The 14,597-nt window shown below is 35.4% G+C and carries 15 protein-coding genes and 1 pseudogene; 4 read left to right on the top strand and 12 right to left on the bottom strand.

The features are described from left to right. Positions 1–45: 45 nt before the first annotated feature. Complete coding sequence (locus TR08_RS05410) at positions 46–591, top strand: NADPH-dependent FMN reductase (protein ID WP_045516393.1); 546 nt, start codon at positions 46–48, stop codon at positions 589–591. Positions 592–647: 56 nt separating this feature from the next. Here TR08_RS05410 and TR08_RS05405 read toward each other — a convergent pair whose 3' ends face one another. The 9 genes from TR08_RS05405 to TR08_RS05365 form a co-directional block, all read right to left on the bottom strand. Next, positions 648–1,280 carry a PspA/IM30 family protein gene (locus TR08_RS05405; protein WP_045516391.1) on the bottom strand — a complete coding sequence of 211 codons (633 nt, stop codon included), beginning with the start codon at positions 1,278–1,280 and terminating at the stop codon, positions 648–650. Positions 1,281–1,299: 19 nt separating this feature from the next. Continuing rightward, positions 1,300–1,647, bottom strand: coding sequence for a lmo0954 family membrane protein (locus TR08_RS05400; protein WP_045516389.1), 348 nt, complete (start codon positions 1,645–1,647; stop codon positions 1,300–1,302). Positions 1,648–2,143: 496 nt separating this feature from the next. Further along, positions 2,144–3,472, bottom strand: coding sequence for an alpha-glucosidase/alpha-galactosidase (locus tag TR08_RS05395; RefSeq protein WP_045516387.1), 1,329 nt, complete (start codon positions 3,470–3,472; stop codon positions 2,144–2,146). Between the two features lie 161 nt (positions 3,473–3,633). After that, positions 3,634–5,397: a glycoside hydrolase family 36 protein gene (locus TR08_RS05390; protein WP_045516385.1), complete on the bottom strand. Its 1,764-nt coding sequence runs from the start codon at positions 5,395–5,397 to the stop codon at positions 3,634–3,636. Positions 5,398–5,434: 37 nt separating this feature from the next. Next, positions 5,435–6,037 carry a YesL family protein gene (locus tag TR08_RS05385; protein ID WP_045516383.1) on the bottom strand — a complete coding sequence of 201 codons (603 nt, stop codon included), beginning with the start codon at positions 6,035–6,037 and terminating at the stop codon, positions 5,435–5,437. A gap of 48 nt (positions 6,038–6,085) precedes the next feature. Continuing rightward, positions 6,086–6,913 carry a carbohydrate ABC transporter permease gene (locus tag TR08_RS05380; RefSeq protein ID WP_045516381.1) on the bottom strand — a complete coding sequence of 276 codons (828 nt, stop codon included), beginning with the start codon at positions 6,911–6,913 and terminating at the stop codon, positions 6,086–6,088. A gap of 15 nt (positions 6,914–6,928) precedes the next feature. Continuing rightward, on the bottom strand, positions 6,929–7,885 hold the full coding sequence (locus TR08_RS05375; protein WP_045516380.1) for a carbohydrate ABC transporter permease: 957 nt from the start codon (positions 7,883–7,885) through the stop codon (positions 6,929–6,931). Between the two features lie 26 nt (positions 7,886–7,911). Continuing rightward, complete coding sequence (locus tag TR08_RS05370) at positions 7,912–9,162, bottom strand: ABC transporter substrate-binding protein (RefSeq protein WP_045516448.1); 1,251 nt, start codon at positions 9,160–9,162, stop codon at positions 7,912–7,914. A gap of 103 nt (positions 9,163–9,265) precedes the next feature. Next, positions 9,266–10,294, bottom strand: a complete 1,029-nt coding sequence (locus TR08_RS05365) for a LacI family DNA-binding transcriptional regulator (RefSeq protein ID WP_045516379.1) — start codon at positions 10,292–10,294, stop codon at positions 9,266–9,268. Between the two features lie 512 nt (positions 10,295–10,806). On the opposite strand from TR08_RS05365, the gene TR08_RS32385 reads away from it, so the two are divergent. The 3 genes and pseudogenes from TR08_RS32385 (at position 10,807) to TR08_RS05355 (ending at position 11,730) form a co-directional block, all read left to right on the top strand. Beyond that, positions 10,807–10,983 carry a hypothetical protein gene (locus tag TR08_RS32385; RefSeq protein ID WP_193747682.1) on the top strand — a complete coding sequence of 59 codons (177 nt, stop codon included), beginning with the start codon at positions 10,807–10,809 and terminating at the stop codon, positions 10,981–10,983. A gap of 15 nt (positions 10,984–10,998) precedes the next feature. Continuing rightward, a pseudogene (locus tag TR08_RS05360) lies at positions 10,999–11,313 on the top strand (redoxin domain-containing protein); the annotation flags it as partial. 45 nt (positions 11,314–11,358) lie between these two features. Then, positions 11,359–11,730, top strand: coding sequence for a rhodanese-like domain-containing protein (locus tag TR08_RS05355; RefSeq protein WP_045516376.1), 372 nt, complete (start codon positions 11,359–11,361; stop codon positions 11,728–11,730). A gap of 140 nt (positions 11,731–11,870) precedes the next feature. On the opposite strand, the gene TR08_RS05350 is transcribed toward TR08_RS05355, so the two are convergent. From TR08_RS05350 to nrfD, 3 genes are all read right to left on the bottom strand, one after another. Continuing rightward, positions 11,871–12,482, bottom strand: coding sequence for a response regulator transcription factor (locus TR08_RS05350; protein WP_045516375.1), 612 nt, complete (start codon positions 12,480–12,482; stop codon positions 11,871–11,873). Continuing rightward, positions 12,463–13,509: a sensor histidine kinase gene (locus tag TR08_RS05345; protein WP_045516373.1), complete on the bottom strand. Its 1,047-nt coding sequence runs from the start codon at positions 13,507–13,509 to the stop codon at positions 12,463–12,465. The genes TR08_RS05350 and TR08_RS05345 overlap by 20 nt, the downstream gene beginning before the upstream one ends. Before the next feature lie 189 nt (positions 13,510–13,698). Next, positions 13,699–14,595 (bottom strand): NrfD/PsrC family molybdoenzyme membrane anchor subunit, encoded by an 897-nt coding sequence (nrfD, locus tag TR08_RS05340; protein ID WP_045516372.1) that lies wholly within the window; start codon positions 14,593–14,595, stop codon positions 13,699–13,701. Positions 14,596–14,597: the final 2 nt, after the last annotated feature.

Here is a 14,597-nt window from a genome sequence, read left to right as displayed (position 1 = left end):
CATGAAAGTGATACTATTAATACTGACTTGAAAGGAGAGATATGCGTGAAAATCGTAGCACTTGTTGGTAGTAACCGGAAGGAATCATTTAATAAAAAATTAGCTATTTATATGCAAAATCGGTATCAGAAGACTGCAGAGATTGAAATTCTGCCTATTGAAAAACTACCGATGTATAACCAAGATGATGAGCTAACGCCGCCAGAAATCGTAATCGAGATTAAGAAAAAGGTGGCTGAAAGTGACGGTGTTCTTTTTGTTACACCTGAGTACAACCACTCTATTCCTGCCTTTTTAAAAAATGCAATTGATTGGTTTTCTCGTGTCGATAAAGTATTGGTAAACAAACCTGTTATGATCGTCGGCAGTTCCCCAGGGGCATTAGGAACCGTCCGTGCGCAAATGCACTTAAGACAGATATTAAATTCTCCTGGAATCTCTGCACTAACTTTACCGGGAAATGAAGTATTTATCGGAGCCATTCATGAAAAGCTCGATGAATCTGGAAAGCTGGTTCATGAGCCAACTGTTCAGTTCATCGATTCCGTTATGGATAACTTTTTAAAGTGGATAAGTAAACAAAGTTTATAAATACAAATACGCATGGAATACTTCATCCATGCGTTTTGCTTTGCTTTGAACTTTTTCTATTTAGAATGATTCATTTCTTTTTCTAATTGTTCTATTCGTGCGTCAATCGTTGTTTGATTATATGAACGATTTACTTGGTTTTCGAGACGGTCAATATAATTTTCAATTTCTTCGAAACGTGAGATTGATTTATCTGAGTAAGTGTTAGATTCTAATACTTGATCGATTCGATGGTTTGCTCTTGTTACGTTTTCACGTCCCATCAGCTCCATCCGACGAAGCTGCATATCTTTTAGTTTGTTCTTCATATCTCCATGCTTTCTTTCTAGTTCACCTAGCTGCCCTTTTACTTGCTCAAGGGATGCTCTTACTCTCTCTGAGCGATTAGAATAAAGTTGATGCTCGTCAGAGGCAAATTGATAAAGCTCTGTTTCACCAGCTTTTAAAGCAATTTCAGCTTGATACTTCCTTTTTTCAGCTAACTGCTCTGCATGGTACAGTTCTTTTGTAAACTCATCCTTAAGTGAAGATTGACGCTCCAAGAACTTTGCAACTTTTTCAGTTTCCTGTTCGCATTGGCGAAGGTATTGATTAAGTAATGCGATCGGATTTTGTTTTTCTTTTTTATCAAGTGCCTCGTTTAAGTCGGCAGTTACCGTATTTTTAATTCTTGTGAAAAGGTTTGTCATTTTATTTTCTCTCCTTCGATTAATAGTTTTTTATTTCATTCCATTGCTTTTCAAAATTTACAAATGGATCAGATTCTTGTTTGATTACGGTGTGTTTGCTGGAATTCCACTTTTTATAAACAAGGTAAAGAATGTAGGCAGCCACAACACCGATAATGGCAGGCGCATTAGAAATAGAAGCCATTAGAAAAATAACTCCTAAAATACCTAGTGCAATTTTTCCTCCGGTTGATTCTGCTTTTAAAAACTGTTTGTAAATGAAATATAAAATCGCCAAACTTATTAGTAACCCCACCATCGGACCAAGTGTAGATAATAAGATGATGGCTGCAATTCCACCTGCTAAAACTAAACCAAATTTTTTCATTTTGTTTTCCTCCTTTGCTTTCTTGATATCATCTTACCTTTTTTGATGGATTTAAATAATTGAGCCAGAGTTTGATTTTCAATTAGGGCTAGAGACGTAGGAAGGGTCAGTCCCCTATAGAGACTGACCCTTAAAACAGAAAAAACCCTAACACAATTTAGATGTTTCCGTATCCAAAAGGAAAAGAATCCATTTACGGGTTATAAATACGAACATTGGCATATTCGTTATGTAGGTAATATTTCAACTGCAATCCAAAATCGAGGTATTACGTTAGAAGAATATTAACATATGACTCTGTTTCAAAATAAATAAAAAGCTATTCTCTAATAGAAAAAGCCCCCAATAAGTAAACAGATTTTTAATATTTCAACTGTCTACTTTATTGGGAGCATATCAATTTTTCGATTAACTCTTCCATATTTTTTTGATTCCCTATCTTGGACCCATTCCGTAACTGAAACTGTACGTTGTTTTACTTGATTAAAATAAAATCCTACAAGCTGAAGGTAATCTCCTCTTTTTTCTTAAATTCCGGAAGCCACTCTCCATGTGCCTCTATTAAATCATCACAAAGGGAAACAATATCATCCAATGACAATTCTGCGGCCGTGTGGGGATCTAGCATCGCCGCCTGGTAAATATATTCTCGATTACCTGTAATGGCGGCTTCAATGGTTAGCAGCTGCGTATTAATATTAGTACGGTTTAATGCAGCAAGCTGCTCAGGGAGATCTCCAACATACGTTGGAGCTATGCCACTTCGATCCGCTATACACGTAACTTCCACACAGGCTTTTTCAGGTAAGTTGCTAATCAATCTTCCGGTATTTAGTATATTTCCATTAAATTTAAATGGGATATTCGTTTCAATGGCTTCAATGATACGTGAACCATATTCTTTTGAGCGTACATGGTCTAATGCCTTATTATTGACTAATTCCTCCCGCATGGTTTCCCACTTCTTGATTTGCTGTTCACAACGGCGCGGATATTCATCAAGGGGAATATTGTATTTTTCGATTAACTCCGGATATCTAGATTTGATAAAGTACGGATGATACTCGGCGTTATGCTCAGATGATTCGGTCACATAATAGCCAAACTTATCCATCAATTCAAATCTTACCATATCATGATGTTTTGTTTTTTGCTTTTCTCTTGCCCTTCTTTTAATTTCTGGATAGAGATCCTCACCATTTCTTGTTACTTCCAATAGCCATGCCATATGGTTAATTCCTGCAATCTTTTCTTGAACACCTTCAGAATCCATGCCCAATGATTTGAATAGTTCGTTTGTACAACTTTGAACGCTGTGACATAGGCCCACTGTTTTAATTGCTGTGAAACGATTCATCACGCCTGCTAATACCGCCATAGGGTTGGTGTAATTTAGAAAGAGGGCATTAGGGCAAACCTCTTCCATGTCCTTTGCAAAATCTAGCAGCACAGGAATGGTTCGGAGATTACGAAAGATACCGCCTATCCCTACCGTGTCAGCAATCGTCTGCCGTAAACCATATTTCTTAGGAATTTCAAAATCAATCACTGTGCTTGGCTTATAACCACCCACTTGAATGGCATTAATGACGTATTTTGCGTCCTTAAGCGCTTCCTTTCGATCTAAATAGGCTTTGATTTGTATATTTTTATTCAAGCTTTCTTTCAAGTTGGTCAACATATTCTCGGAATCTTTTAACCTTTGCACATCAATGTCATATAGTGCGAATTCAAATCCCTCTAACGCTGGAACAAGCATACAATCACCAAGAACATTTTTCGCAAATACCGTGCTACCTGCACCTAGAAATGTAATTTTTGACATTTTTATCCTCCTCATGAACCTTTTTTATTTATTATTTATAGCAACTAGGATCGACTTTTTAGAATAAAAATCCATGAAAAAATCGTCCCATTGCAGTGTTCCTAAAAACAGTTTGTTCTAGTTGAATACCAGCATTCATTAACATGAAGCCATAATCCGATTTAGGCTTTTCTAAAAATTAGAACTCCAGATTTCTCTGTCTCCATCCTATGTAACCCTTTGGATAGATCGGTTTTATGTTTTCGGATTAATTTGCCAGTACAGCTGTATGTCTCAATTGTTATATTGACAAGATCTTTTTCTAAATCTAGGATGAACTCCTCGTTTAAAGTGCCATTTACAATAATAAATTCCTCTGGAATATTGGTACCAGTCTTAATACAAACATCTGCGTAAATGGCGATTAGTCTGGTTGAGTCATTCACAGTTTCTACTATCGGGTAAAGTAATTCCGGTGCAGTAGGCTTTAAATCACCATTCAATAATACGTCTTGGTATTTTTTCGAAAACCCTAGCCAAAACTTTGCCATTTCAAAATGATCTTTATTTAATTTTTCAAAACGCATGGAAAATTGCGGTACACCAAAAATAACATTGATTAATTGCAGTGCCGCATTTTCAGTCGTATCTTCTGGACTCCACATAATCATATCGGAATGAACAGCAGTGTTTCCTGATAGTAAGCGTAGATCCATAATACCAACACGGTTTGTAATTGCATCATTCGGGCAATCTCCTACCCTGAAAATATTTCCATATTTTCTCATATATGGTCCGATATATCTTTGTCTGAATTCAACCATAATGGTTGGCTTAATTAATTTTAAACTTTCCATAATATCAGTAAATAGACGATCCACCGCTTCCTGTACGGATTCATAATCCCGTTCTGGATCAAATTGAATTGCTTGGCCCTTCGCTCGATTTAAATCAAATAAATCAATAAAATCAAATTTAAATCCGTCTAGATCCCACTCTTTCAGAGCTTTTTCGTAAGTAGATATCAAATATTCCCTGACTTCTGGGTAACGTGGATCCAAAACTCCCGCCTGGAGATTATCATTGAAATATAAAATTTTACTTCGGAAGCGCTCCCACGTCTTTGAATAGATTCCCACAAATGGTACACTATACCACAATAAATATTTCATCCCCAAATCATGTACTCTCTCAACATGTTCCCTCATGCCCACGATTCTTTTAGGAGACACTTCCCAATCTCCACAATAAGCATAACCACGATGATCATCTTCTGTCTGCCAGCCATCGTCAACGATAACAGCCCCACAACCTAACTGTTTCGCAATCTCACATTGTTTCTCGATTTCATCATCAGTTATGTCCTGATGGAAGCTATACCATGTCGAATACATAGGAAGCTTCGCAGTTTCTGGAACAAAGGATGGCCCATATCCATCCATTTCCTCATACCACACGGAAATATCTTGGATTGCTTGATAATAAGGAATATCCCTCATATCGACTCGAATCACTCCATCATAGGATGATCGAACTTTGGATGGCTCTGTAAATAATGTGATTTGCGCTTTCATCGATCCAGTTTCTTCGTGGACGCCCAAATTAAAATTAACAGTATCCATCGCATTGGAATATGCTACAGCCAGCCTGTTTTGTCCTTCTTGATTATAGAAACAGCCAACCGGGGCTAATACTGTTGCTTTAGAAGAAAAACCTCCATCCCAATCCACACCGAAACTTTTACTACGGGAGGATCCTGGATGCCAATATGATTGAATATCAACAATTGGGTGATGCCAAACTAAATTAACTTTTGGGAATTGAATGGGTTGTTCTGATCCTATATGGATATGAACAAATAAAACTCCATTTTCTTCTCTTTGGTCAATTTTGACTTTGACACTATCTTCATGAATGGCCTCAATGTTTACCTTTTGTGTGATCATAGCCTCTCCTCCTCTTTTTCTTTTTTAGAATATTGAATTATAGAGCAACACCTTTTAAGCGAGCAAAATTATTTTTTGTAAACAATACGATGACTAGTGCAATACCACTACCACCAAACATGAAAAATAGACCTGGATATATTAAAAAAAGAAGTGACATCAGAATGAGAGTGATGATGATCATGATCGTTTTTATCGGATTTGTTATGCCTATTAATGTGGCATATTTAAAATAATGAAATGTTTTTACTTCAAAATGATTAAATGTCTGAATAATATAGAGTAAATTCACTACATAAAATAAAAGCATTGACAAACTCAAAAGGTAAAGAATCCTACTTACCAAGGTGTCATACATTTGAAAAAAATAAAGATCCGTCATAAGTATCGAGCCTATTAAAACGATGACAAAACCCATTTTGTTCGATTTTTTAAAATTAGATTGATAGGAATTCCAAAAAGTTGCTACCATTTTTGTATCCTTTTTGTTGATCCAATCCATTATTAATTGGAACATAGCAACAGTCGATGGGAATAATCCAAACACCCCAAAACCAATCAATGTAAATCCAATCCACAATAAATTAAGAAATAACAATTTCATGATCCATTCTAATAAATGATAAATCCTTGCGATCACGGCCCACTTCCTCCTTTCTGTCTTCCTTGATCAGGTAGGAAATAAACATTATTTGATACCTGTATTTTGAACGCCATCCAGGATAAAGCGCTGTGCTATAAAAAATACGATAACGGGAGGAATACAAATTAATAGAGTCGAAGCCATGATAGAAGTCATATCAACTCCAAACATCCCTTTGAATTGCATGAGTCCCAACGTTAAAGTGTATTTACTTTGATCGTTCAGAAAAATTAATGGTCCTAAATAATCATTCCATGAGCCTAACATTTGAAACACACCGACAACCACCAATACTGGAGCCATTAACGGAATGAATATCCGAGAAAAAATTTGAAAATGGTTCGCCCCGTCTATGATCGCTGCTTCTTCCATTTCTTTAGGAACTCCTAATAAAAATTGGCGAAGTAAAAAAATGAAATAGGGTGATCCAAAAAAGGTAGGAACAATCAGTGGTTTTAAAGTATTAATCCAGCCCAACTGATTAAATTCCATATATAAGGGAATCGCAGTTACATCCCAGGGAATCATCATTCCTGCAAGTAAAATTAGAAAAAGAATGTCCCTTCCTTTAAAATTGAATCTGGCAAATCCATAAGCTACTAAAGAAGATGATAATAGTTGTCCGATGATGCCTAATCCTGTAACAATCAATGAATTTTTCAGAAATGTTGTAAAAGGTAAAACCGTCCAGGCTTTATAAAAATTACTAAATTCAAACTGAGACGGAATTAGTTTCGGAGGAAAAACAAATGTCTCAGCAGGGGTTTTTACAGCTGTAATGAACATCCAAAGAAATGGTGCGATAAAAAATAAACAAAAAATAATCAGTATTGTATGTACAATAACCTTCGTTGTTATACTTCTCGTAATCATCATATTCCTCCTTTCCTATTTTTGTTTCTTTTTCATTTCATTTTCATAGTAAACCCAAGTATTAGATGTTTTGAAAACCAGTAATGTCAGAGCCAAAATAATTAAGAACATAAACCAAGCATTTGCGGATGCATAACCCATTTTAAAATACTTGAAAGCATTTTCATAAACATACATCGCATAGAAATACGTCTTTCTTAAAGGTCCTCCACCTGTTAGAACAAGCGCGAGTGTTAACTGTTGAAATGCTGAAATGATAGCAGTAATGACATTAAACAGAATGGTTGGACTCAGCATCGGAAGTGTTATTTTACCGAACTTGTGCCATTTACTTGCACCATCTATATCTGCAGCTTCATATAGGTCTTTCGGTATATTTTTTAAACCGGCTAAGAATATCAGCATCATAGTCCCTTGCCCCCAAATACCTGCAAACACGATGGCAAAAAGTGACCAGGTTGGATCATTTAGCCAGTTTGGTCCATTAATGCCTATTAATGATAGTAGATAGTTTAGTAAACCGTATTCTCCGTCGTACATCCATGACCAAATCATTGAAAGGGCTACTCCCGAAACAACCGTAGGAAGATAGAATATCGTTCTATAGCCTGAAAGCCATTTTACTTTTTGATTTAATAATATAGCTAGCAAGAGAGCAATACCGATGTTTAACGGTACTAAAATAGCAGCAAACTTAAAAGTAACTCCTAAAGATTGCCAAAACACTGGATCATTTGTAAACATATCAACATAATTTTTGAAACCAATAAACGTTGGAGTTCCAACAACAGGCCAATCAAAAAAGCTTATGATAAGAGAAAAAATCAAGGGTCCGAACGTAAAACAGAAGAAACCAATGATCCAAGGAGAAATGAAAAGAAAGGGAGTAAGGTCTCCCCATCTAATCTTTGATAGAATGGATATGCGTTCGGGAACCGTTTGAGTTATTTTATTTTCAGTTTTTATAATCATGAAATGATCCCCTTCTTTCTCTTAAACTATTTTTTCAATGCAGGCTCTGTTAATTTAACCGCTTCATCCAAGGCTTTTTCTGATGAACTTTGCCCTAATAATACACTACTAATGGCAAAATCTAGGTTTTTGTCAACTTCTGTCCATTTGCTTGTAAGTAAAAAGCCTGGAGTATCTGATGATCTTTCAAGCATAGAATAGAATGGACTTAATAACTGATCATTTTTATAATTTTGTTCGGAAACCACACTCTTAAGTACTGGCATATCAGCCTTTCTCATTTTTGCTGCTTCTGCTGATACAAAATATTTGATAAATTTCCAAGCCATGTCTTTTTCTTTAGAGTCTTTGGCCATTGCAATTCCTGCAGAATGGATAACACCTTTTGAAGGTTGTCCATGAAAGGATGGAATTTCTGCAGTTCCAAAATCCATGCCAGCCTTATTAAAATCTTCTAAAGGCCAAATGCCGTTCTCGATCATAGCGATTTTCCCTGATTTGAAACTTTCAGTGACTTTATCAGACACAATAGCACTATTTTCATCAATCATATGTTGAAAGTCTTTAAGGATTTCTTGTGTTTTTGAACTATTCATATATCCATCTACCTTTTTGCCATCAGGACTAATGAAACTACTACCATTACTCCATACAAATTCTTGGAATGCATATGAATTATTTTTGGAAGAGAGAACAAACCCATATTGTTTCTTTTCAGGATTGGATAACTTTTTCGCTGCATCACTGAACTGCTCCCAAGTCCAACCTGAAGTCGGAAGAGGTACCCCTGCTTCTTGGAAAAGTTTTTTATTGTAGTAAATGACGCGAGTGGTAAACCCAACTGGAAATCCATAGGTTGCATTTTTGAATTTGTGATAGTTTAGAATATTTGTATAAAAATCATCAAAAGTAGTTTTAAAACTACTGTCTTTATTTACGTAGTCATCAAGTGGCTCCAGAGATTTATAGTAATCTGGATAATTCCACATATACATGACATCAGGGGGATTTTTTGCTCCGAAAGAAGCAGCCAGCTTATCCTCAAACCCGTCAGCATATGCTTCAACTTGCACTTTCACTCCTGGATTCGCCATTTCAAACTTCTTAGCAATATCTTGTTGGTATTTGAGACTCTCTCCAGTATCCCATGTAGCAAAGCGTAATACTTTCTCTCCACTTTTACCTTGACTAGAAGATTTCTCACTGTTCCCGCAAGCAGAAAGCACCATTGCTATAGAAAGAGCCAGAATTAATAATAACGACAATCTTTTTTTCAACATAAAATCCCCCTATCACTTTTTAATAAGAATCATTTTGTTTTTTCTTAATCATTCTTGATATCCCGCTATAAGAAAGCGGTATCATCTTTCCTTAAAATTTTTAGTTTCCCTCACCTCCACAACTTTTTCTAATGATCAAACTAGTCGGGACAACTACTTTTAATGGAAGTTTTCTCCCATTCATACGTTCGACTAGAAGATTTACTGCTGCTTTCCCCATTTCCTCAGTATGAACTTTAACAGTGGATAATGGAGGAGAAACAAATTCACATAATTCAATCCCATCAAATCCAAAGATGGCGACATCATCAGGTACTTTTAATCCTGCATCTGATAAAGCTTTCATCGCACCAATGGCCATAGGATCACTTCCAATGAAAAAGGCGGTAGGGAGATTCCCAGACTTGATCACTTCCTCCATTAGCATTAAACCATCCTTCGTTGTCCATTTTCCTATATAAGTATATTCCGGGTTGTATAGCCCCCGGTCAGTTAGCACTTTTTCATATGTTCTTTTTCGTATATCTCGTATCTCTAATTCCCCTGATAATCCACCAATGGTATATGATTGCCCACCAATATAACCGATTTTCTTGTGTCCTAAATCCAATAAGTATTGAATAACATTCGAAGTGGCTTTTTCAAAATCTATCACAACTGAATCATAAAGTTGTTCATTAGGAGATACATCGACAAACACTAAATGTTTCACTTGCTTTACTTGATTTTCTACCTCTCCTTGACCTATAACTCCAACTACTATTAATCCATCCAATCCTTCGAGATCCTTTTTATTAAAAGGAGGTCTCAATATTTTTGATATATCAATTCCCAATTCAAACATCCTTTTTTCAATTCCATTACGGATGGCCGAAAAATAAGGATCATCATATTCTGATTCCTGTGAAAGATACATCAATAGTCCAATTTTTTCGTAATTCTTAGAATCGTTTATCTTTTTTTCTATATTTCGTTGCCTTTTAGGTATGTAATCTAACTCTTCCGCAGCTTGAAGGATTTTTTTCCGAGTCTCCTCTGTAACAGATAAAGTTTTATCGTCATTTAACACTCTTGATACGGTCGTTTTTGATATCTGTGCCTTTTGGGCAATTTCATTTAAAGTTACCAATATGATTACCTCTTCTTCTATTTTCAGTAAATAAAATCCATAATTTAGTGATTTTTTACTTAAATATAATATATCAGAGGTAAAAAATAAGCGCAATAGTAATTTTCATAATTTTTAATTTAATTACTCACCACTATTCACTCATATTGAAATTCAAGGATTCGAAGATTTTAATAACTTTTAACATTCACCCATTTTTTTATTACGATAAAAAGAGCACATAAAGTTCAGTAAACAAGTCGATTAATTCAGTAAAATAAAAAGTATACCCCCTAAATAAAATTTGCTGAATAAACATTCAGCCTCTTCAACTGTAATTGCATTAATCTCATTGCTCTTGGGGTCTGAGTTTTTAAGGTAGATGCATGAAGTTTTTATGACAAATAAATTTCATCCTATCTAGGCGGTTTTTCCTATAGAAAGTTTGTTTTTTATTCATAATTAGTTTAAAAACACACTTACCCTATGAGGTATAATTAGTACAACGACTAATGAAGGAGGTAAACTGCTCAATGCACAAAAAGAAACATTTCGTACTTATCCTTTCCTTATTGATGTTAGTCATCATAGGGGCTGGATGTACCCTTAATGTGGAGAAAAGTGCTTTAAAAGATGAACAAGGAAATACTGTAAGTTTAGATAACAAAGAAAAACCAACATTAGTCTTTTTCTTCACAGGAGTTGGCTGAGACTACTGTAAATCGCAGCTGGTCCAGCTGCAGAGTAATAAGGACTTATTTGCTGGTTTTAAAGGAGATATATACGCCTTAAGTGCAGATCCAGTAGAGAAGCATAAAAAGTTGAAAGCCGAACTAGGTCTCGAGTTTCCTATATTATCTGATAAATACCTGAAAGAGATTGAAGAAGCAGGACTTAAAGACCCAGAGGGACCTAAATCTTTAAGAGGTTTTGCTATTTATAATAATAACGGAGAAATTATTGAGTCTATTCAATTAGATTCTTTTGGTGATGAAATAGCCAATATTATTTCAAACGCTGCTGAAAAAACAGCGAATTAATACTAGTTTTATAATTGTATGGGATTTTTACAAGGTGGTAATAAAATGAAACGATTATCGTACTTTTTAGCATTAATTTTTGTAATGCTCCTTACCTCATGCGGAGTTAGTTCTGAAGGATATAGCAATGTAACTGCAGAGGAAGCCAAGCAATTAATTGACAACAAGGAAGTAGTTGTATTGGATGTTCGAACCCCTGAAGAGTTTGAAGAAGGCCACATCCCTAATTCAATATTGGTACCAGTACAAAAATTAGAGTTCAGATTGAATGAATTAGGAAAAGAAGAACATTATCTAGTGGTTTGCCGCAGCGGAAATCGCTCTACTCAAGCAGGTGAAATATTAATAAATAATAAATTTACTAATATTTATAACATGACCGGCGGTATGAATAACTGGCCTTATGAAATTGAGTAATAGAAAATATATCTACTTTCAACTAATCAATAAGTCAATTTCTATTAAAAACAGAGTTTTAATGAATAACACCCCTCATCATATAGTGAGGGGTGTTACTTTTGTGTCTATGGTAAGTATTCTATTTGACTTAGTTACCTCTAAAGTAGATGATAGTTCCTAGCAATCTCTATCCATTCATGCCTCTTCTGTGTTTCCAACTTTTCACCAATTTTTTGGCGGTAATTTTCGACTGTCCTATGAGATATTGCTAATTTATTAGCAATATCCTTTAGTGTATATCCCATAACAGTAAGAATAAACACTTCTTTTTCACGCTTTGTAATCGGTAGGTCGAGATTTTGAGAGGTTGTAGCAGTTCCAAGCAAACTGCTATTAAATACTTTATGATTAGCAAGGATTTGATCGAGTGATTGAACCAGAGCATCGCGTCTTAACTGTTTAATTAAATAACCATCAGCCCCATTTTCATATGCTCTTTTCTGAAAGCTTATATCCTCAAACATAGAAAAAATAACAATCTTTGCGTCAGGTAGCTGTTTACGCATTTTTTCAAGCGTTAATAATCCATCTAAACCACCAGACATAGACACGTCAAGTAACACCAAATCAGCAGGAAATGATTCGGCAATTCTAATAGCTTCATAACCATCGGATGCAAATTCTGTTGCATCTATACAATAAGCTTGCTGTAATATCATGGAAAGACCGTCACGAACAATCTCATGGTCATCAACAATTAAAAGGTTCAAATACGTCCTCTCCTTCACTTTTCTTGATGGATACAAACCCCTCTACCTTAGTAGGACCGCCTATCTTGCTTATCCACCTGATATCTCCTCCCATCATCAAGCACCTTTCAAACATATGCCTAAGACCTAGCCCTTTCTTGGGATTATTTGTCTGAACATCAAAACCTTTCCCATTATCCTGTATAACAAAAAATACATACTGAAAGGATGACTTTAATTGTATCGTTAACTTAGAAGCATGGCCATGACAAATGGCATTGCGTACTGCTTCTTGAAGAATACGAAAAAGATGAAGTTCTCTTTCAAGCTCAAAACATTCCTCTTTATTGAATTCGATATTAACTTGTATCTCTACTTGATAGAGCTCTTCCCAGTCACGAACAGCTTCTAAAACTGCCTCCTTTAAACCTAAGTGATATACAATTTCTGGTCTTAAGTTTTTGGTTAAGCGCTTAATATCTGATAAAGTGCGCTCCATAACATTTACCATGTTAGCAAGATGACTATCGTAGTTACTATTGGTAACTAAGTGTCTAATTCCTTCTAGTCCAAGAAAAATACTGTATACACTTTGCCCGATATGATCATGGAGTTCTCGAGCAATTTTCCTGCGCTCATATTCTTGTGCCAACATCGTTTCTTGAACTAGGAGTTCATGAAATTTAATTTTTTCCAAACTTTCATTATCAACTGGACGTTTTAATCGAAGAATAAAATATATATCATTATTAACTTTTATTTTTTTAAGTGACATCTCAAATTCTTCTTCTATACCAGAATAAACCGCCATATGGGAATGAAAAAATGGAACCGGATCATCAGCTGTTAAAATACAGCGGTTTTCATTTTTATCTATTTCCCTTTGCTGGCAATAGGTACAATATGGAACCTTCGCACCCATGTTCCATCCAGTCAATGCACGTGCTACTTCATTCATGTACTGAATTATTCTATTTTTGTCCATGATGATGATACCTTCTGAGAGATGATTAATAATTTCGTCGAAAGTGGTTGATAGAATATTCATTACTATTTCCCCCTGCAAAGCATTATTGTCATCTCTATTGTATCTTGTTTTTACTACTATACTTCCTATTGAATAAGTAACATTAAGTGAATTCTTTTGTTAATGGTTGTTAAAAACAAGTTTCCTTAACACACATCAATTTAAATAAAAGAAGCCTGAACATTTTCTGTCCAAACTTCTGTACACATTTTATAAAAAGGCAATTGGTACTGCTGCTGATAACAGCAGGAATCGAAGAATAAATCCTCCAACTAGTACGGATGATTCGGTAACAAGGGTACCAGCAATATCGTGAGTTCCAGCTGCTGAAACTTGGATACCAGCTTCTGAATGTTCCATTTTCCTAGAGTTTAACAACTCCAATGATTCAACGATTATTGGCAGCAGTAATCCTACCGCAATAAGACCTATCCAGAATAATAAACTAAACTCCCCTGATAGTAAGGAAGAAACAGACTCAGCAGCTGCTTCGTTTGACGTTGATGTAATTAAAAACATCGTAAAAATAAGGAATGCCTCTGTAGCCAATAATGATAAGTGAATCTTTTTAACCGACAACACCTGGTGTACCTCATGTTTATTGAAAAACGAAGATACTAGTATAGTTCCTGCGATACCAGTTGAAAGTGCTGAAACTACAAATAGAATCGGTAGAATGGCTGTATTCCAAAGTGGTACAGTCGCAATAACCCCAATTAAAAAACCAGTATACATGGCTGTTGCTACGGCAAAAACGATACCGACATATTCGACTATTTTATTTGCCTTTTTCTTTAAAAGCTCCATTAATGCTATATAAGCGGCAGCCATCATAAATATACTAATAAAGTAAGTACCAATTGTCATAACAGAATTGAAATTTGTAAATAAGTAAATGAACCTTAACGGATTTTTAAGCCCCGCTTCCGCATCCACAATTAACAAAAGTAATCCAATTCCCATCAATACAGGACTTATTAATCTTCCCGTAACCCTCATAGTAACGGCATTTGGATATTTGCGGGACACAAAAGATGAAGTTAAAAATGCTCCTGCACTTAAACCCGCTAAGAATAAATATGCGGCTATGATTGTTCCCCAAACCATTC

Origin of the sequence: Neobacillus niacini (assembly GCF_000759675.1) — a bacterium.
In the GTDB taxonomy this organism is placed as follows: Bacteria; Bacillota; Bacilli; order Bacillales; family Cytobacillaceae; genus Neobacillus; species Neobacillus niacini_A.
The sequence above is the reverse complement of the archived record's forward strand: the minus strand, read 5'-3'. Positions and strand labels throughout refer to the sequence as shown.